The sequence below is a fragment of the Xanthobacter sp. DMC12 genome (assembly GCF_056314105.1).
Map to the genome: position 1 here is coordinate 277900 of NZ_JBQUYZ010000004.1, position 19262 is coordinate 297161.

A 19262-nucleotide genomic window follows, 5' to 3' on the forward strand; every position below is an offset into this window, starting at 1 on the left:
CTGAATTGACATCATGTTTCCTCACGTTTCCAAACCGCGATGCCACCGCAGCAGATGATTGTTGAGCAGGCTGACAGCCGCGTCGATGCCAAGTCCAAGCAGGCCGATGGTCAGCATGCCGGCAATAATTTTATCGGACCAGAAGTATTCGCGGGCCTCCAGAATTCGGAAGCCGAGGCCATCACTGACGGCGATCATCTCGGCCACGATCACCACGATGAAGGCCGTGCCGATGCCGATGCGCGCTCCGGAGAGAATATAGGGCGTCGCGGCGGGAAGGATCACCCGCCGGAAGATGGTGATCCGGCTCGCACCCAGGCTGCGCGCAGCGCGGATATAGATGCCGTCCACGTGCCGGACGCCGGCGATGGTATTCATGAGCACGGGAAAGAAGGCACCGATCGCGATCAGAAATACCGCCGGCGCATTGCCGAGCCCAAACCAAAGGATCGACAGGGGGATGTAGGCGATCGGCGGAATGGGACGCAGCAGTTGCATCAGCGGGTTGATATGGCGATACACCGCTTCGTTCGCCCCCATGACTAGGCCGAGCGGCAGGGCAAGCCCCCCGCCGACGGCGAAGCCCATGGCGACCCGCGAAAGCGAACTCAGCGCGTCGTGGATCATCTCGCCTGAGAACAGCCAAGCGAGATAGGACCCTTCCGCGGGGTCGAACGCCTCGAGCGGCAGCAGATACGTCCACCAGCGCACGGCCACGGACGCGGGCGAGGGCAGCACCATGGCGTTCGCCAGACCTAGCGAGCAGGTGACCTGCCAGATGACGAGCACGGCGATGGGGAAGGCCAAGCCTTCGGCGAGGGATTTCAATCGTCCATTGCGCATGTAGGGCACGTCACTTGGCGTTATTGGATGTTTTGGCCGCGTCCAGGAGATCCAGCTTCACCCAGTCCTCGGCATTGGGTGGCGCCGCCATTTTGCCAATGCCATATTTGACCATGACGTCTGTGGTGTTCTGGATGTGATTCTTCGTCATTTCCAGCGTATAGGGCGAGTTGGCGAGCGCTTCCTGGAACTCGGCAGCCGTGAGCTGTCCTTTGAACACGTCCTGAGTGACAAATTTCTCCGCGAGCTTGGGGTCGTCCATGAAGGCTTTCTGCGCCTTGACGAAGCAGTCCATGAACTTCTTCGCCACTTCCGGACGTTTGCTGTAGAAGGCCTCTGTCATCACGATCGGGCGGATGGGCGAGCCGATCGGCGTATCAAAAGGCTTCACGACTTCAACACCGAAGCCGCGGGCAATGGCCTGTGCAGATTGGGGCTCGGTCTGGATGATGGCATCCACCTGCTTCTGCAACAGCGCCTGATTGAGGTCGGGATAGCCCAGATTGACCGGCGTGATGTCCTTGGGCGTCATGTTGTTTTGCGCGAGCGAGGCGACCAGCAGAATCTCGGTGATGCCGCCGCGCGTCACGCCCACACGCTTGCCCTTCAGGTCGGCGACCGATTTGATGTCCGCTTCGGGCGTCGCCAGGATGCGAATGCCGCCGCTCGCGAAGCCACCCACGACATAGATCGGCGCGCCGTTGCCGCGCGCGGAGATGGCCGCTTCCGCACCTGACGCGCCAACATCGAGTTCGCCGGCGATGATGCCCTGCATCACGTCCGGACCCTTCGCAAAGACTCTGAGATCGACGGCGATGCCGCAGCTGGACGCAATTTCCTTCACGTAGGAAACGCCGGCGAAATGGGCGAGCTTGAGATTGCCGACCCGCACCACCTCTTGCGCGGAAACGGCATCGGTCCCCAAGGAGAGGGCGCCCGTCGCGGTAAGGCCAGCAGCAAATACGAGCGACAGTGCGCGGCGGCGACGTCTGGAGTGGCGAAATTCTTGGAACATGGCGTGTCTCCCTTTATTGGCTGATTGGTGTTGTTCAGGTCGGAGATCTTGCGCGTCTCCTAGATCCGCGCGGCCGCCGAGCCCGCCTTCAGATAGACGGGGCTCGGCGTTCCGGGGGCGGATTGGGGCGCCCCCTGCCGCGCTTCGAAACGGATGCAGGCCGGATCGATGTCGGCGCAATCCCGGATGCCGAGCATGGCAAGGTTCCGGTCGATCTCGTCCGCCAGCAGCCGGATGGCGTGCGCGACGCCCGCCTCCCCCGCGACGGCGGCGGCATAGGTGAAGGGCCGGCCGACAAAGACGAACTTGGCTCCGAGTGCGAGCGCCTTGACCACATCCGTCCCGCGGCGGAACCCGCTGTCGATCATCACAGGCAGGCGCGTGGCGGCGACGATTTCCGGCAGCACGCGCATCGGCGCGATCGCGCCGTCGAGCTGGCGTCCGCCGTGGTTTGAAACGATGATGCCATCCACTCCCGCGCGTTCGGCGAGCACAGCGTCGGCGGCACTCAGCACGCCCTTCACGACCAGATTGCCGTTCCAGCGTGCGCGGATGCGCTCGATATGCGGCCACGCGAGGTGATCGCGTGCCGAGAAATCCCGCAAGACGTTGGACGAGAGGATCGGAGCCCCACGTTCGGCAAAGGAATTCTCGAAATGCGGCATTCCGTGCCTCAGCAGGGTGCGGGCGAAGGTGCCCATCAGCCAGCGCGGATGCACCAGCCCCTCAAGCGCGAGCCGCAGGCTGGGACGCAGCGGGGTCGAAAATCCGTTCCGCACATTGTTTTCCCGGTTGGCGGAGACCGGAATGTCCACAGTGACCACAAGCGTCTCAAATCCGGCCCGCGCTGCGCGCTCGATCAAGCCATCGATCCGAGCATCGTCGCCGGGCAGATAGGCCTGAAACCAGGTGCCGGGGGCGGCACCGATCACCTCTTCCATGCGGATCAGCGAGGAGCCGGAAAGGATCAGGGGGATATTGGCTGCGGCGGCTGCCCGCGCCTGAACGATATCGCCACGATAGGCGCTCAGGGCCGTCAGCCCCATGGGCGCGATGCCGAAGGGCGAGGCGTAGCCGCGGCCGAACAACGTCGTCTCCTGGCGGCGCCCGGCCACGTTCACCAGAACGCGGGGCACGAAGGAAATCTCATCGAAGGCCGCTGCGTTCGCGGTCAGCGAGCGATTGTCTTCCGCGGCGCCAGCGACATACCCGAAAATGGGACGCGGCAGCCGGCGTCGCGCGGCCAACTCGAAATCCTTCAGAGCGAGATAGGTTCCGGCAAGGCGGTTCTGTGTACGGGCGCTGGTCATCTTCGGCCACATCGTGGATAGGCGGCTGAATGTCGCTTGCGAAGATCCGGCAATAAAGTAAAAATAAATGGATATCTTTGTTCTCTAAAATCGAACTAGAGCCCATGACGCTGAAACAGCTCGAGGCCTTCTATTGGGCCGCCACCTGCCTCACTTTCGCGATCGCGGCCGAGAAGCTCCACCTCTCCGTGTCCTCGCTGTCGAAGCGGATATCGGAACTGGAGGTGGCTCTCGGCCAGTCGCTCTTCGATCGCAGCGGGCATCGCGCAGTGCTCTCGGAAGCGGGAACCGTGCTTCTGCCCCGCGCGCGTGAGCTCCTGATGACCGCCGAGCGGCTGGTCGATGACATGCGTCACGCCGACGTCTCCTCCGGCCATCTGCAGATCGGCGCGGGAGAGTTGACTGCCATGACCTGGCTGGCGCGCTTCGTGAAGCGTATCCATGAGCAGAAGCCGCATGTCCGCCTGGAGACCGTCGTCGCTGTCGGCAGCAGCCTGGAGCAGAGGCTGGCAGCCTGCGAGCTCGATATCGCCATCGTCGCCGCCCGCTCCTCCAATCCCGCCATCTCATCGGCGCCAATCTCGCGCGCGCATTTCCTCTGGTATGCGGGCGCGAGTGTCGGCTGGACGGGGGCTCTGGTGCATGACGCCTTCGAGGACAACGCGCTGATCAGCCTTCCGGTGGGCTCGGGCATCACGCGGCTTGTGGACGACTGGCTGCATGCGCGCGGAATCGTCCCGCCACGGCGGATCGTGTGCAATCACTGGGGTGCCGTTGCCGCCATCCTACGCGAGGGTCTCGGTATCGGTGTGCTGCCGGCCGGATGGGCCGCGACGATCGCTGCCAGCCACGGGCTTCGCACCCTGGAATGCGAGCCGAGCCTACCCTCGCTCGATTATTTCGTTCAGTGGCGAAGCGACGATTACCGCGCCATTACCAGCCGGCTGCGTGCACTGGCTGCGGAAATAGCCGATTTCGAGTAACGGAGCCTGCGGCACAACGGTCTATATCGAAGACAATTCGGCAGCCTGTTCTTGGCGCGCAAAATCATTCAGGGCATCCACCGATGCACTGTCGAGCAGAATGCCAAGCGCGGTCCTGCGTTCGCGTTCCGCCCATTCGCGGTCCCCTGCTGCCATGACACTTTGCCCGTCGGCGGTCGCCGAGCCATGCACAGCGCTTCGATACCGGCGGAGGGTATCGCCCAGCACCGCGAGGCCCACAAATGCTTCCGGATCGAGCGCCAAGACGAAGGCGCCGAGGCCCCTGGGCGTCGTCATATCCGCGTCAAGCATGGGCGCCAGCTCGTGGCTGAGCTTCGCGCCGGAAAGCCCCGCAGACAGCATGTCGATCATGCCTGCGAGCCCCGCTCCCTTGTAGCCAAAAAGGCCTCCTAGGGGCGCCAGCATCGCCGCCTCGTGTGGATCCGTGACGTCAAGCCCCTGTGCGTTGGAGGCCGTGGCCTCGGGAAGGCCCATGCCGAGGGACCGGTTCAGCTTGACCTTGTTGAAGGGAATCGCGCTTGTTGCCATGTCGAGCAACCACGGGTCCTCGCCCGGCCCGGCTGGAAATCCGACGGCGATGGGGTTGGTGCCGTGAAAGGCTTCGGCTCCACCGTGAAGGCGCACGAAAGAATCCGAGTTGCAAACGGCAAGCCCCGCCATGCCGCTTTGCGCGATCCTGAGCGCGTACGCTCCGGCAGCACCGAAATGTGACGACGCCCTGATCGCGACTGCGCCGACACCGAACTCTCGCGCCAGCTCGATGGCCAGCTCCACTGCGGCGAGAGTGGCCCGCGCCCCGTGTGCGTCGTCAGCATCCAGGACGGCAGCCCCCCTCTTTTCGCGGATGACACTCATGGTGGGCCGGGGATTGAGCCGCCCTTTCCTGAAACCCTCAAGGTAGTGCGGCAACAGCCGATAGCCATGCGTATCAACGCCGTGGAGCGACGCGTGGCTGAGCACCGCGATAACCGCGTCCCTCGTTTCCGGTCCGCTCCGACAGCCGTGAGCGCGGCTGCCGCGAAACGTTCCATTTCATCAAGGCGGACGCGCACGCGACGATCGGATTGATCCATTCTTCTCTCCTGGACTGTACACGCCCCGGCCTCCCCCCGCATGAAAGGGCCTCGCGACGGCGCGGGATCACCAAGGTCGGCTGGGGCGCGGAACGGCGGCCGCTTCACGGCCGCCGTCGGACCGACGTTAACGGCCTTAATTCCTAAGAAGCGGGCAGGGGCTTTGATCGGCCGGCCGGAAGGCCTGATCCGCGGGAATGAGGTCTCCGATCTTGAAGTAATCCCATTCGCCCTTCGACTCGGCCGGCGTCTTGACAGTCGCCATATGGATATCGCGCATCAGACGTCCATCCGCCCGAAGCATGGCGTTCTTGGTCATGGGGTCGTTGACCGGCAGCTCGCGCATCTTGGCCAGAACCGCCTTGGTATCGGTCGTCCCAGCGGCCTGAACCGCCTTGAGATAGTGCAACACCGCGGAATAGTTCATGGCCTGTGTCTCAGTCGGGGGGCGGCCCATGCGCTTCTTGAAGCGCTCGGAGAAGGCCCGGGAATCGTCATCCTGATCCCAATAGAACACCGTAGAGACAGTGGTTCCCTGCGTGGCCGAAAGGCCCACAGCATGAACGTCCACCAGCAGCAGGGCCATGGCGGCGGGAACCTGCTTCTTGGTGAAGACCTGGAACTCCTGGCCCTGCTTGAGAATGTTCTGAAGATCGGACACCGCACTCGCAAGCGCGATCACCTTGGCGCCGGAGGCCTGCGCCTGCAGCAGGTAGGACGAAAAATCATGCGTCCCCACCGGGTAGCGCACGCTGCCGAGCACCTTGCCGCCGGCAGCCTCGACCGCGCGCCGCGTATCGTTCTCAAGCGCGTGGCCGAAGGCAAAGTCGTTGGTGATGAAGAACCAGCTATCGAGGCCGGACTTCACCATTCGCGCGGGCGCCGCGAGGCTGAACTGCACCGTATCGTATCCCCACTGGAAGGTGTTGGGGGAGCAGGATTTTCCCGTAATTTCGGAGGATGCCGCGCCGGTGGCGATCATGATCCTGTTCTTGTCCTCAGCAATGCGTTCGACTGCCAAGGCAACCGCCGAATGTCCAAGATCTACGATGAGACGGACATCATCTGTATCGATCCATCGCAATGCGGTGGAGGCACCGATATCAGGCTTGTTCTGGTGATCCGCGTAAAGAAGATCGACTTTGCGCCCGAGCACCTTACCGCCGAAGTCTTCAATCGCCATTCGGGCGCCCTCGACGGAGCCCATCCCCTGAGTATCCGAATTGTAGCCGGACAGATCGGTCAGGACGCCGACCCGAATGGGATCATCGGCGGCCTGGGCCGCCCCTTCGCCCATGCATCCGGCAACCAATACCACGCCTGCCAATTTCCGAATTTGTCCCCAATCCATGTCGGTCTCCACCCAATTATCGATTTTTATTTCGGCTATGACTCGTGAGCGTTTTGTGTTGCCGCAGCCTCCCATGGAAGCCCCTGCTGCCCACGCCCGCAGCATCCACGCGGAACGTGGGCATCCGTCTTCCTCTGCACCCCGGCCTCACGCTGCTGATGATCGACAGTCCAAGCGAAGGGGGCTGCGGCCTGGCCTTGGCGGACGAGGACCAGCGTCCCCGGAATCGAGAACATCTGCGTGGGGATGAAACGAACGCTCTGCCGTGCCCTCCCCGGCTGATCCACCTGCGGAGGACAATGGGAAGCTACTCCTGCGGAAGCCCACTCTTGATCCCGCAAGTCTAAACGACATTTCTGCCAATTTTCCTTCGGCAAGCTCCGCTTTTGAGGAACGAATACAGGTGAGATGCTCGGACGATGAACATTTAGGACATCGAGAAAGTGCCAAAACACCCTTCCAGCGTCAGACATTCTCTCGCGATCCAGCATGCATTCTGTGAGGATTTGCGAGCCGCCGGCCATTTAAACTACGAAGAGGATTGGGCTTCCGGAATTCGCAATAGCGCAAAGCCGATGTCGACATTTTCTATAACCGCACCGGCGCATGACGGGCCGATCAGGTGCGGACGGGTTGGCTTCTCCCGTCCATCAAAGGGCGGTACCCTTGGCACGACGCGCCCAAAAGGCAGCGTCGCCCGGCCGCAAAATTATTGATAATAAAATTGACAAAATGGACGACTGAACATTGCCATTCGATCCAACGATATGAGACATATCGCATCGGCGGAGCAGGAAGGGCCGCCTGACGAATGAGGAGTGCAGCATGTCCCTAGCCACCAAGAAGGGCGGGCGCAATGCCGCCCTTGCAAAGCAGGGCATGCCGCTCGAAGCCATCGTGGCCGCACTCGAAGAGGACATCGTCCTCGGGCGGCTCCATCCGCGCGAGCGCCTGATCGAGGACGAGTTGCTCGAGCGGTTCGGAGCGACGCGCCACACCATTCGGCTCGCCCTCATGGAGCTCGACCGGATGGGCCTCGTGGAACGGATCCCCAACCGCGGCGCCCTGGTGCGCAGCTACACGGTGGAGGAGATCAACCAACTCTATGCCCTGCGCGAGCTTCTGGAAACGGAAGCGGCGCGCCTCATTCCCCTGCCGCTGCCCCAGGACGCGCTTGAGGAGATCGAGGCCATTCAGGTCCTCCACGACGCCGCCGTGGCGGGGCACGATCTGGCAGCCATCTACCGGTCGAACCACGCGTTCCATCGCAAGCTTTTCGCGTGCTGCGGCAACGTCTTCCTGTCCAACGCCATCGACGCAGCGTCCGATCGCGCGAACGGCATCCGCTTTCTCGCCCTCGCCAGTCCGGTGGAGGCGGAGCGGGTGCGGCTCCAGCACCATGAGATCATCGACGCACTGCGTATCGGCGACCGCGACGCGCTGGTGCGGCTGTGCCGCGTCCGGCTGCCCGCGTCGAAGGGCATTTATCTCAGGGCTTACGCCTCGATCCTTCCCGAGGGGACCGTCTGAGGCGACATCGGCCGGCGCGCTCGGGACCGAGAGGCTCACCGCAACGGCATAAGGACTGAGGGAGGCCAGCGGCGGCACGCCGGGTGGTCCCCATGAACGGATCTGCTGGCGTGACGTCCACCGCGCGCCGGCGCGCTTCAAGAGGCACACCCATGACCCACCACCCTGCCCCGCAACTTCCCTTCCGCCTCGACGGCAAGGTGGTGCTCGTTACGGGATGCGGCTCAATCGGCCCAGGATGGGGCAATGGCAAGGCGATCTCCGTGCTCTTTGCGCGCCAGGGCGCCAAGGTGTTCGGCGTGGACATGAACCCCGAAGCCGCGCACGAGACGTGCGACATCGTTGAGGGCGAAGGCGGCGAGATGGCGGTCGCGGCGGGCGATGTCACCCGCGCCGCTGACACGGCCGCCATCTTGCAGGCCTGCCTCGCCCGGTTCGGGCGCATCGACGTGCTGGTGAACAATGTCGGCCGCTCCGAGCCTGGTGATCCGGCCACCATGGCGGAGGAGATTTTCGACGAGCAGATCGACGTGAACCTGAAGAGCGCATTCCTGATGCTGAAGCAGGTCCTGCCGGTCATGGAAGCGCAGGGCTCGGGCTCCATCGTCAACATCTCGTCGGTGGCGGGCCTGCGCTATGTGGGCAAACCCCAGGTGGCCTATGCCGCAGGCAAGGCCGCCCTCATGCAGATGACGAAGACGACGGCGGTGATCTACGCCCCGAAGGGCGTGCGCCTCAATTGCGTCATTCCCGGCCTCATTCACACCCCGCTGGTCACTCGCCTCGCTGATAAATATGCGGAAGGCCGCTACGACGAATTCGTCGCCATCCGCAACGCCCAGGTGCCGATGGGTCGGATGGGCGACGGCTGGGACGTGGCCCACGCCGCGCTGTTCCTGGCCGCTGACGAAAGCCGCTATGTCACCGGCACCGAGCTGCTGGTGGACGGTGGCCTCACCAGCGCCACCCGCTAGACCAACCGACAAGGACAGGGACATGGCCCGCATTCCTTATGGCGATCCCGCCGCCCCCGAAGCCCGCCCCCTGGTGGAGCGCATCGTGGCCGAGCGCGGCAGCCTGCTGCACCTTTACCAGATGCTCATCCACAGCCCCCCGGTGGCGGAAGGGTGGCTGGCTTTCCTCACGGCCATCCGCCAGAAGGGCATCCTGCCCGGCGCGTTGCGGGAGCTCGTCATCATCCGCATCGCTTTGCTGAACCACGCGCCCTACGAGGCGGAGCAGCACGTGCCCATCGCCTTGAAGGAGGGCGCGACCCAGGCCCAGGTCGACGGCCTTGGCGATTGGACGGCGAGCAGCGCCTTTTCGGAGAAGGAGCGCGCCGTGCTCGCCTATGTGGACGCCATGACGCGGCAGGTCCAGGTGCCGGAGGATGTGTTCGCAGCCGTCCGCGCCGCCTTCACCGACCGGGAGCTGGTGGAACTGACCGCCACCGTCGGCGCCTACAACCTCGTCTCGCGCTTCCTGGAGGCGCTGGAAATCCACTCCCACGATCCGCGCTGAGGCGCGGGCAAGTCCCTGTCAAGACAGAAGCGCCTGCCGGCATTGCATGCCGGCAGGCGCTTTCGCCTTCAGCCGAAGGCCACCGCATCGGCAGCGGCGGGGCCGACGGGTGCTACTTCTTCAGAAGCGGACACGGGCTCTGATCGGCGGGCCGGAAGGCCTGCTCGGCAGGGATCAGCTCGCCAATGGTGAAATAGTCCCATTCACCCTTGGATTCGGCTGGCGTCTTCACCTTCGCCATGTGGATGTCGCGCATCAGCCGGCCGTCGGCGCGCAAGGTGGCGTTCTTTGTCATGGGGTCGTTCACCGGCATCTCACGCATCTTGGCGAGCACCGCCTTGGTGTCCGTGGTGCCGGCCGCCGCCACCGCCTTCAGATAATGCATCGTGCCGGAATAGTTCATGGCCTGGGTCTCGGTCGGCGGCCGCCCCATGCGCTTGCGGAACCGCTCGGAGAAGGCGCGCGCCTCGTCATCCTGGTCCCAGTAGAACACGGTGGACACGAGCGTGCCCTGCGTCGCCTTCAGGCCCACAGCGCGCACGTCCACCAGCAGCAGCACCATGGCCGCCGGCACCTGGGAGCTGCCGAAGATGTTGAACTCCTGGGCCTGCTTCAAGGTATTCTGCAGATCCGCAACATTGTTGGCGAGGGCGATCACCTTGGCGCCGGAGGCCTGGGCCTGCAGAAGGTAGGACGAGAAGTCGTGGGTGTTGATGGGGTGGCGCACGCTGCCGAGCACCTTGCCGCCGCCGGCCTCGACGATCTTGCGGGTGTCGTTCTCCATGGCATGGCCGAAGGCATAATCGGACGTAATGAAGAACCAGGTGTTGAGCCCTGACTTCACCATGCGCGCAGGGGCGGCATAGCTGAACTGATAGGTGTCGTAGCCCCAGTGGAAGCCGTTGGGCGAGCAGGACTTGCCCGTCAGTTCCGAGGTGGCGGCGCCGGTGGCGATGGTGATGCGGTCCTTCTCCTGCGCCATGCGCTGCACGGCGAGGCCCACCGCCGAATTGCCGAGGTCCACGATAAGGCGGACATCTTCGGCGTCGAACCACTTGGCGGCGGTGGCGGCGCCCACGTCCGCCTTGTTCTGGTGGTCGGCCTGCACGAGCTCGATCTTGCGGCCGAGCACGGTGCCACCGAAATCCTCAATGGCCATCCGAGCGCCTTCAACGGATCCCGGCCCCTGCGTGTCCGAAAGCGGGCCTGACATGTCCGTGAGAACGCCGATGCGCACAGGCCCATCAGCGGCGGATGCGGTCGTTGCACCCACCAACACAGTGAGCGCCGCGAGGGCGGCGAGCCGCGCAATAGGTCCTGTCTTCAAGGCGTCCTCCATCGAATTTATGGATTGGAAAGAGCAAAGGGCTCGGCTCAGGCGACAAGCCCGCCGTCCACCGGCAACACGGCGCCGGTGACGAACGAGGCTTCATCCGAAAGCAGGAACAGCGCGGCGTAGCCGATCTCCTCGGGACGTCCGGCACGGCCCATGGCTGTCATGGCCCCGAACTTCTGCACCAGCTCTTCCCGGTCCTGGCCCTTGGTGGCGGGCTGGTCCTTGCGGTCCACGAACTCGCGGGCCATGGGAGTATCCACGGGGCCGGGCGCCACCGCGTTCACGCGGATGCCTTCCTTGGCGTAGCGCTTGGCGAGGCCGCGCACGAGGCCGATCACGCCCGCCTTCACGGAGGAATAGACCGGGCTGAAGGCCGAGGCGACGAGGCCGGACGTGGATGCCGTGAACAGGATGCTGCCGCCGCCGCGCGCCCGCAGCTCGGGCAAGGCCGCGATGGTGCTCGCAAGCTGCGAGCGGATGTTGAGGTCCACCGCCAGGTCGAAATCGGCGAAATCGAGTTGCTCGACGGCGGCGGGGCCGGGGTGGCCGAGATGGTTCCACAGGAAGTCGACGCCACCGAACCGCCCTTTCGCCTCGGCGACGATCTCGCAGGCGGCGGCGGGATCGCGCAGGTCAGCACCAACGGCGAAGGCGGTGCCGCCCGCGGCCGTGATCTCGTCAGCCACCCGGGCGGCACCGGCGCCATCGCGGTCGACGACCAGCACGGACGCGCCCTCCCGCGCCAGCAGCAGCGTGCCGGCCCGGCCCATGCCGGACGCCGCGGCGGTGACGATTCCAGCCTTATTCTTCATGCGCATGTCGGTTTCCTCCTGGCGCGACGGGTCACGCCAGCGCCCCGCCGGGGCGCGGCTCATGCCCGTCTTCGTTCTTGTCGACCGTCCGGCTCAGGCCTGCGGCGTCTGGCGCCGCGTCACCGTGGTATGGACGTTGGTGAATTCGAGCAGGCCTTCCTCGCCGTTCTCGACGCCGATGCCCGAACGCTTGTGGCCGCCGAACGCGGTGAAGGGCGACATGAAGCGGGTCTCGTTGATCCACACCGTGCCAGCGTCGAGCTGGGACGCGACCTCCTCCGCGAGCGCGCCATCCTTGGTCCAGACCGAGGCGGCGAGGCCGTACTCGCTGTCGTTGGCGCGGCGGATCACCTCGTCGGTATCCTTGAATTTGAGCAGCGGAAGCACGGGGCCGAACGCTTCCTCGCGCACCACGCGGCTGTCGTCCGGCGGATTGTCGACCACGGTGAGCGGCACGAAATACCCCTTGCCCTCCGGCCGGCCGGTTCCACCGGACAGGAAGGCGAGGCCCTGGCGACGGGCGTCCTCGATGAGCGCCATGACGCGTTCGAATTGCGGGCGGTTCTGGATAGGCCCGATGCCGGTGCCTTGCTCCGCACCATCGCCCACCTTCACGGTGGCGGCGTAGTCCACCAGCGCCTTGGCGAAGGCGTCATAGATGTCCTCGTGGACATAGAGGCGCTTCACCGCGACGCAGATCTGCGAGTTGTTGGCGAACGCGGCCCAGAACAGGTCGCGGGCCGTCGCCTCCACGTCCACGTCCGGGAAGACGATGGCGGGATCGTTTCCGCCCAATTCAAGGGTTACGCGCTTCAGGGTCTCGGCTGCGCCCGCCATCACCTTCATGCCGGTGGCGGTGGAGCCGGTGAAGGTGATTTTGTCGATGCCCGGGTGGGCGGTCATGGCCGGGCCGAGGGCATCCCCGCCGCTGATGACATTGACCACGCCGGGCGGCAGGATCTCGCGCCACAGCTCGACGATCTTGAGGGTGGTGAGCGGGGTGAATGGCGAGGGCTTCAGCACCACCGTATTGCCGGCGAGAATGGCCGGCACCACCTTCCACGAGGCGAGCGTGATGGGGAAGTTCCAGGCGGCGATGGCGCCCACGACACCGATGGGCACGCGCCGCGTCACGCTGCGCCGCTCCGGCGTGTCCAGGGTCACCCGTTCGGGCAGGGAGAAGCCGGCATAGGTGGCGCACCAATAGGCGGCGCCCCGCAGCTCGCGCTCGGCATCCGCATGGGGCTTGCCGTGCTCGCTTGTGAGCAGGCGCTTCAGCTCGTCCAGATGGGCCAGGATGGCCTCGCCCATGCGCCGTACCGCCTCCTGTCGCTCCGCGAGCGGACGGGCTCGCCACAGCGGGAATGCCCGCCGAGCCGCCTCGACCGCCTGGTCGAGCTGCGCCATCGAGGCGTCCGGAGACATGGCAACGAGCGTTTCGGTCGCGGGATTAATCACCGGAAGCGTTCCCGCCCCCTCTTCGCCTTTCCCGTCGATGGTCATCGTGAACGAACTGTCGAACGCGATCATCACTGCCTCCCCGAATCCAGAGCTGTGTGCCGGCTCCCCTAGAGGGAAACCGACGCCTGCCGCAGGCTTGTTGTCCCCAAGGAAACGGGTCGGCGCGGCGCGCGCGATCGGGCAGGACTGCGATCCCGACCAGCTCCGCGTGCCGTGCGATCAAGGGCGAAATGCCGGAATCTCAGGGCAACGGCCCCTTCGATGGCACCTCGTCCAACCTTGCCCGGCTGGGTCGACCGCAAGATAGGAGAGGGGCGCCAAAATCGTCAATTACATTATCGACAATTTTCTGACGGAATGTCGCAGGCCTGCTGTCACGTCCTCCGGACACGCCTTGTATGGGGATGCGTCAGCGGGGAGCCCGCTTCGCTGCAGCCAGCGCAAGCACGGCGCGGGCCCGGATTCGGACCGGCTCGTCGACCATGGCCCCGTCCACGGCCACGGCGCCCACTCCCGCCACCGCCAGGACCTTTTCCGCCCAGGCAATCTCGACCGCGTCCGGGCAAAAGCCCGCGCGGATCGGCGCGATCTGGCGGGGATGGATGGCGAGCTTGCCCCCGAAGCCGAGGGCGCGCGCATGGCGTGCGTCATCCGCCGCCGCGGCCGGGTCATCGAGTGTGATGGTCACCCCGTCGAGAGGCGCGGCGATGCCCGCGAGCCGGGACGCGAGGATGAGCTCGAACCGCGCGCAGGCAAGCGCCTCGCGGCTGTGGGCGCAGCCAAGGTCGGCGCAGAAGTCCACAGAGCCGAACGCCAGCCGCGCCACGGCGGGATGGCCGGCGAGGGCGCGCGCGTGCGCTAGGCCGGCGGCGCTCTCCACGAGCGCGACGATGGGAACCGAGGGCGGCAGCGCGGCGGCCACTCGGTCGAGATCCCTCGGGTCTTCCGCCTTCGGCAGGATCACGCCGGCCGGAACGAGATGCGCGACGGCGGCAAGATCGTCGAGATGCCAGCGCGTCCCACGCGCATTTATCCGGACCAGAACCGGCAACGGCGTGAAGGCCGTGGTCAGCGCCGCGCGTGCCGGGTCCTTCGCATCGGGCTGGACGGCGTCCTCGAGGTCGAGGATGACCGCGTCGGCGCCGCTGGCGGCAGCCTTGGCGAAGCGCTCCGGCCGATCGGCAGGGGCAAAGAGCGGAACGACGAAGTCGGGCAGCAGCCGTACCTTTTCCCGTTCCATGGTCACCACTCCGCTTCCGCGCTCATGCCCACCGGCCCGCCGGGGCGCGCCGTCCACAGTTTCAGCCTGCCGCCCTCCTCCTCCGCATGGAGAACCAGCGGCATGCCGCCGAAGACCGGTGAAAGCCCCCGGAACGAGAAGCGCGGCGGCGGCGTCCCGCCAATCTCGGCGGCGAAGCGCGCAAGCCATGTGGCCTGGAGGGGTCCATGCACCACGAGGCCGGGATAGCCCTCCTTACCCGTGACGTAGGGCTGGTCATAATGGATACGGTGGCCGTTGAAGGTGAGCGCCGAATAGCGGAACAGCATTGCGGCAGAAGGATCCACCGCGCGCCGGTGGCGGCCCTCGGCCGCAGCCTCCGGCGCCTTCCCGGCGGCGGCCGTATCGGCGGCGCGATAGACGATGTTCTGTGTCTCGGTGACTACGACACGCCCGGCGCAGGTGATCTCATGCCGTACGGTGACGAAGCACAGGGCGCCCGAGCGTCCCTCCTTGAGACTGACCTCGTCCACGGTGGAGAGGCGGCGGACGAGATCCCCCACCCCAATCTCGCCGGTGAAGGCAAGGCGCCCGCCCGCCCACATGCGCCGCGGCAGCGGCACCGGCGGCAGGAAGCCGCCGCGCGCAGGATGCCCGTCCACCCCCAGCGCGCCGGTCGGGACTGCCGGCTGGGTGAGGCACCAGTGCAGCAGGCGTGGCGCCACATCTCCGGCACGCGGATCGCCCGGCGCCTCATCGAAGGTTGCCCGGAAGCGCCGCACCAGCGCGGCCGTCAGTTCCTCCTCCGCCTCCTCGGTGCGACCGACCCAGGCCTGCAGCCGGCCGATGTCGGGGACGGGCCGCTCGACCGATTCGCGTCCGGTCTCGCACATTGCCGTCATGGCAGTTCCTCCCTCGGTGCGCCTTCGACGCTCTCGGGCAGCCCCCCATGGTCGCCGATGGCCGGCACGGCCCCGAACCTGCGCGGCGCCCCTTTGAATTCCGCTGCCGGGGCCGGCATCGAAACCGGCCCGGCCGGCGTCTCCACGGTGATGCGGCGCAGGTGGGGATGGGCGGACAGGCCGGCCATGTCGTTGATGAAGGCGAAGGCGACGTCGGCCTCGGCGAGCCGTTCGACCGCGGCCGTGGCGTCGAGCGCGGCGAAGGCTCCGGCCACCGCCGCGTCGGTCGCCGCCCTGTTGGCGCAACGTGCGACGTTGGTGGCGAAGCGCGGATCCGTGGCGAGGGCGGCATCGCCGAGGAAGACGCGCGCCAGCGCTGCCCATTCGCGGTCGCTCTGGATCGAGATGAGCATCTGGCGCCCATCGCCGGTGGAAAAGACGCCATAGGGCGCGATGGAGGGGTGGGCGAGGCCGACCCGGCGCGGGCTTTTGCCCCCCTCGTGCTGGAGCAGCGGCACGGTGAGCCAGTCGGCCATCACGTCGAACATGGAGACGCGGATGTCAGCTCCCTCCCCCGTCGCGGCACGCGCCAGCAGCGCCTCCAGGATGGCGGCATAGGCGGTGGCGCCGGTGGCAATGTCCACCACCGAGATGCCCACCCGCGCCGGTCCCTCCGGCCCCCCGGTGATGGAGGCAAGGCCGCTCTCCGCTTGCACGAGGAGATCGTATGCCTTTCGCTCGGCCAGCGGGCCGTCGTCGCCATACCCTGAGATGGAGCAGACGACGAGGCGCGGATGCGCCCTGCGCAACTCTTCCCGGCCGAAGCCGAGGCGCTCCAGCGCTCCGGGCTTCAGGTTCTGCACCAGCACGTCCGCCTCGTCGACGAGGGCGGCGAGCGCGGCCCTGCCCTCGGGTCGGGAAAGGTCGAGGGCGATGCTTTCCTTGCCCCGGTTGAGCCATACGAAATAGCTCGACTGTCCGTTGGCCACGTCGTCGTAGCCGCGGGCGAAGTCGCCCTCGGGGCGCTCGATCTTGATGACGCGAGCCCCGGCATCGGCGAGACGCGCTGTGCAGAAGGGCGCGGCCACCGCCTGCTCGATGGCGACGACCAGCAGGCCGTCCAGTGGAAGGCGGGGAGCCTCAGGCATCGCCATTCCCTCCTCAGAACGAGCGGGGTAGCCCGAGCACGTGCTCGGCCACATAACTCAGGATGAGATTGGTGGAGATCGGCGCCACTTGGTAGAGCCGCGTTTCTCGGAACTTGCGCTCCACGTCATATTCGCAGGCGAAACCGAAACCGCCATGGAACTGGATGCACGCGTTGGCCGCCTCCCAGGAGGCCTTCGCAGCGAGATATTTCGCCATGTTGGCCTCGCTCCCGCATGGCAGGTGGGCATCATAGAGCCGGCAGGCCTCGAACCGCATCAGGTTCGCGGCCTCCACCTCGATGAAGGCTTCCGCGATGGGAAACTGCACGCCTTGGTTCTGGCCGATGGGACGGCCGAACACGACCCGCTCCTTGGCATAGGCTGAGACCTTGTCGATGAACCAGTAGCCATCGCCGATACACTCCGCGGCGATGAGCGTGCGCTCGGCATTGAGACCGGTGAGGATATATTTGAAGCCCTGACCTTCCTCGCCGATCAGGTTTTCGACCGGGATCTCCAGATTGTCGAAGAATAGTTCGTTGGTCTCGTGGTTCACCATGTTGAGGATGGGGCGCACGCTCATCCCGCTCTTCATCGCCTCCTTGATGTCGACAATGAAGATGGAGAGGCCCTCGGATTTCTTGCGCACCTGGTCGAGCGGCGTCGTGCGAGCGAGCAGGATCATCAGATCGGAATGCTGCACGCGGGAGATCCAGACTTTCTGCCCGTTGATGACGTAACGGTCGCCGTCCCTGACCGCTGTAGTCTTGATCTTCGTGGTGTCGGTGCCGGTGGTCGGCTCCGTGACGCCCATGGACTGCAACCGCAGCTCACCAGTGGCGATCTTCGGTAGATATCTGCGGCGCTGCTCCTCCGACCCGTGCCGCACCAGCGTGTTCATGTTGTACATCTGGCCATGGCAGGCACCGGAATTGCCACCCGCGCGGTTGATCTCCTCCATGATGACGGAGGCTTCCGTGAGGCCGAGGCCAGAACCCCCGTATTCCTCCGGTATCAGAGCCGCCATCCAGCCGGCTTTGGTGAGGGCATCGACGAAGTCTTCCGGGTAGCCGCGCGCCTCGTCCACCTTGCGGTGATACTCCGCAGGGAAATCTGCGCACAGAGCGCGCACCGCGTCCCGGATATCCTGAAACTGGTCGCTACCGACGGTCTTCATGCTGTCTTGATCCTGCCCTTTGCGCCACCAGGCTGCGCAAGCCTGTCCCCACGCGTCAACGGATGATGAACGGGTCGGGAATGCCTTCGGCGAGGTTGATCCAGACGCACTTCGTCTGAAGATACTCGTCGATAGCTGCCTGCCCGCTCTCGCGACCGATACCACTCTTCTTGTAACCGCCGAACGGGGCGAGGAAACTCACGGCCCGGTAGGTGTTCACCCACACCGTGCCCGAGCGGATGCGCTCGGCCATCTTGAAGGCGCGCCGCATGTCCTTCGTCCACACGCCGGAAGCGAGGCCGAAGATGGTATCGTTGGCGATCTCCACGGCCTCATCCTCATCCTCGAACGGGATGATGGAAAGCACTGGACCGAACACCTCTTCCCGCGCGATGCGCATGGTGTTCGAGACATCGCCAAAGATGGTCGGTTCCACGAACCAGCCGCCAGCAAGCGCAGGATCCTTGGGTGTGCCGCCGCCGAGCAGGCAGCGCGCGCCCTCGCCCTTCGCGATGTCGATATAGCCAAGCACCTTGTCGCGCTGGGACTGGGTTGTGATGGGCCCGACCTGGGTCGTGCGCTCCATGGGGTTGCCGAGGCGTGCGGTGGCAGCGAAGGCCACGACGCGTTGCGACACCTCATCATAGACCGAGCGCTGCACCAGGAGACGCGAGCCGGCGATGCAGGTTTGGCCGGAGGCGGCGAAAATGCCGGAGATGGCACCTTTCACAGCGTCTTCCATGTTGGCGTCGTCGAAGATGATGTTCGGCGACTTCCCGCCCAGCTCCAGCGTTACGTGCTTGATGTGCCGCGCGGCCTGAGCATAGACGGCGGCGCCGGTGGCGTCGCCGCCGGTGAAGGCCACCTTGGCGACGAGCGGATGCTCGACCAAGGCGGATCCGACCTCGGCGCCATAACCCGTCACCGTGTTGACGACGCCGTCGGGAAAGCCCGCCTCCTTCACCAAATCCATGAGTGCCAGGGTCGAGCACGAGGTAAACTCGGACGGCTTGATCACCACCGTGTTGCCGGCCGCCAGCGCGGGCGCAAGCTTCCAGGTGAGCAGCAGCAGCGGCGAGTTCCATGGTGTGATAGCCACCACCACGCCAAGGGGCTCGCGCCGCGTGTAGGTGAACATGTCGGCCTTGTCCGAAGGGATCACGCCGCCTTCGATCTTGTCGGCAAGCCCGCCGAAATAATGGAACCACTCGGGCACGTAGCGCAGTTGCGCGGCCATCTCGGCGAGAAGCTTGCCGTTGTCCTTCACTTCGATCTCGGCCAGCTTCTCCGCGTCGCGCGCGATGAGGTCGGCAAGGCGGCGCAGCAGCTTGCCTCGGGCGGTGGCGGTGAGGCTTGCCCAGGCGCCTCGGGTAAAGGCGCGGTGCGCGGCCTCCACCGCCGCCGCGGCATCATCGGAACCGCACTGCGGCACCTCGGCCCAGGCCTTGCCCGTGAAGGGATCAAGGGAGGCAAGCCATCGGCCGGTGAGGCTTTCGCGAGGCTGACCGTCGACGGTATTGAGAAAGCGGGCGAGATTCGACATGCGCGGGGCTCGATTTT

General features: G+C 65.5%; 16 protein-coding genes and 1 pseudogene. 4 read left to right on the forward strand and 13 right to left on the reverse strand.

Features of this window, described 5'->3' with window-relative positions:
• Window positions 1-21 precede the first annotated feature (21 nt).
• From ACT535_RS16820 to ACT535_RS16830, 3 genes and pseudogenes are all read right to left on the reverse strand, one after another.
• Window positions 22-843, reverse strand: a complete 822-nt coding sequence (locus tag ACT535_RS16820; RefSeq protein ID WP_168459441.1) for an ABC transporter permease — start codon at window positions 841-843, stop codon at window positions 22-24.
• 10 nt (window positions 844-853) lie between these two features.
• Window positions 854-1858, reverse strand: a complete 1005-nt coding sequence (locus tag ACT535_RS16825) for an ABC transporter substrate-binding protein (RefSeq protein WP_476365298.1) — start codon at window positions 1856-1858, stop codon at window positions 854-856.
• Between the two features lie 161 nt (window positions 1859-2019).
• Window positions 2020-3180, reverse strand: a pseudogene (locus ACT535_RS16830) (alpha-hydroxy acid oxidase); the annotation flags it as partial.
• A gap of 92 nt (window positions 3181-3272) precedes the next feature.
• Here ACT535_RS16830 and ACT535_RS16835 point away from each other — a divergent pair.
• Window positions 3273-4151, forward strand: a complete 879-nt coding sequence (locus tag ACT535_RS16835) for a LysR family transcriptional regulator (RefSeq protein ID WP_476365299.1) — start codon at window positions 3273-3275, stop codon at window positions 4149-4151.
• 21 nt (window positions 4152-4172) lie between these two features.
• On the opposite strand, the gene ACT535_RS16840 is transcribed toward ACT535_RS16835, so the two are convergent.
• Both ACT535_RS16840 and ACT535_RS16845 read right to left on the reverse strand, forming a co-directional pair.
• Window positions 4173-5132, reverse strand: a complete 960-nt coding sequence (locus tag ACT535_RS16840; protein ID WP_476365300.1) for an Ldh family oxidoreductase — start codon at window positions 5130-5132, stop codon at window positions 4173-4175.
• A gap of 249 nt (window positions 5133-5381) precedes the next feature.
• Window positions 5382-6596, reverse strand: a complete 1215-nt coding sequence (locus ACT535_RS16845) for an ABC transporter substrate-binding protein (protein WP_476365301.1) — start codon at window positions 6594-6596, stop codon at window positions 5382-5384.
• 825 nt (window positions 6597-7421) lie between these two features.
• Between ACT535_RS16845 and ACT535_RS16850 the strand changes: the two genes are divergently transcribed.
• The 3 genes from ACT535_RS16850 (at window position 7422) to ACT535_RS16860 (ending at window position 9647) form a co-directional block, all read left to right on the forward strand.
• Window positions 7422-8126, forward strand: coding sequence for a GntR family transcriptional regulator (locus tag ACT535_RS16850; RefSeq protein ID WP_476365302.1), 705 nt, complete (start codon window positions 7422-7424; stop codon window positions 8124-8126).
• A gap of 152 nt (window positions 8127-8278) precedes the next feature.
• Window positions 8279-9100 (forward strand): SDR family NAD(P)-dependent oxidoreductase, encoded by an 822-nt coding sequence (locus ACT535_RS16855; RefSeq protein ID WP_476365303.1) that lies wholly within the window; start codon window positions 8279-8281, stop codon window positions 9098-9100.
• A 22-nt stretch (window positions 9101-9122) separates the two neighbouring features.
• A complete protein-coding gene (locus ACT535_RS16860) occupies window positions 9123-9647 on the forward strand; it encodes a carboxymuconolactone decarboxylase family protein (RefSeq protein ID WP_476365304.1) in 525 nt (174 codons plus the stop codon).
• 112 nt (window positions 9648-9759) lie between these two features.
• Here the strand turns inward: ACT535_RS16860 and ACT535_RS16865 are convergent, their stop codons facing one another.
• The 8 genes from ACT535_RS16865 to ACT535_RS16900 all read right to left on the reverse strand — a co-directional run bounded on the left by ACT535_RS16865 (window position 9760) and on the right by ACT535_RS16900 (window position 19245).
• Window positions 9760-10986: an ABC transporter substrate-binding protein gene (locus ACT535_RS16865; protein WP_210254549.1), complete on the reverse strand. Its 1227-nt coding sequence runs from the start codon at window positions 10984-10986 to the stop codon at window positions 9760-9762.
• A gap of 35 nt (window positions 10987-11021) precedes the next feature.
• Window positions 11022-11801, reverse strand: coding sequence for an SDR family NAD(P)-dependent oxidoreductase (locus ACT535_RS16870; RefSeq protein ID WP_476365305.1), 780 nt, complete (start codon window positions 11799-11801; stop codon window positions 11022-11024).
• 87 nt (window positions 11802-11888) lie between these two features.
• Window positions 11889-13325, reverse strand: a complete 1437-nt coding sequence (locus ACT535_RS16875) for an aldehyde dehydrogenase family protein (RefSeq protein WP_476365306.1) — start codon at window positions 13323-13325, stop codon at window positions 11889-11891.
• Window positions 13326-13665: 340 nt separating this feature from the next.
• Entirely contained in the window at window positions 13666-14496 is an 831-nt protein-coding gene (locus tag ACT535_RS16880) for an HpcH/HpaI aldolase/citrate lyase family protein (RefSeq protein WP_476365307.1), read from the reverse strand.
• A gap of 2 nt (window positions 14497-14498) precedes the next feature.
• Complete coding sequence (locus ACT535_RS16885; protein ID WP_476365452.1) at window positions 14499-15368, reverse strand: HTD2 family dehydratase; 870 nt, start codon at window positions 15366-15368, stop codon at window positions 14499-14501.
• 5 nt (window positions 15369-15373) lie between these two features.
• On the reverse strand, window positions 15374-16525 hold the full coding sequence (locus tag ACT535_RS16890) for a CaiB/BaiF CoA transferase family protein (protein ID WP_476365308.1): 1152 nt from the start codon (window positions 16523-16525) through the stop codon (window positions 15374-15376).
• A 13-nt stretch (window positions 16526-16538) separates the two neighbouring features.
• Window positions 16539-17702, reverse strand: coding sequence for an acyl-CoA dehydrogenase family protein (locus ACT535_RS16895; protein WP_476365309.1), 1164 nt, complete (start codon window positions 17700-17702; stop codon window positions 16539-16541).
• 55 nt (window positions 17703-17757) lie between these two features.
• On the reverse strand, window positions 17758-19245 hold the full coding sequence (locus ACT535_RS16900) for an aldehyde dehydrogenase (RefSeq protein WP_476365310.1): 1488 nt from the start codon (window positions 19243-19245) through the stop codon (window positions 17758-17760).
• Between the last annotated feature and the right edge of the window lie 17 nt (window positions 19246-19262).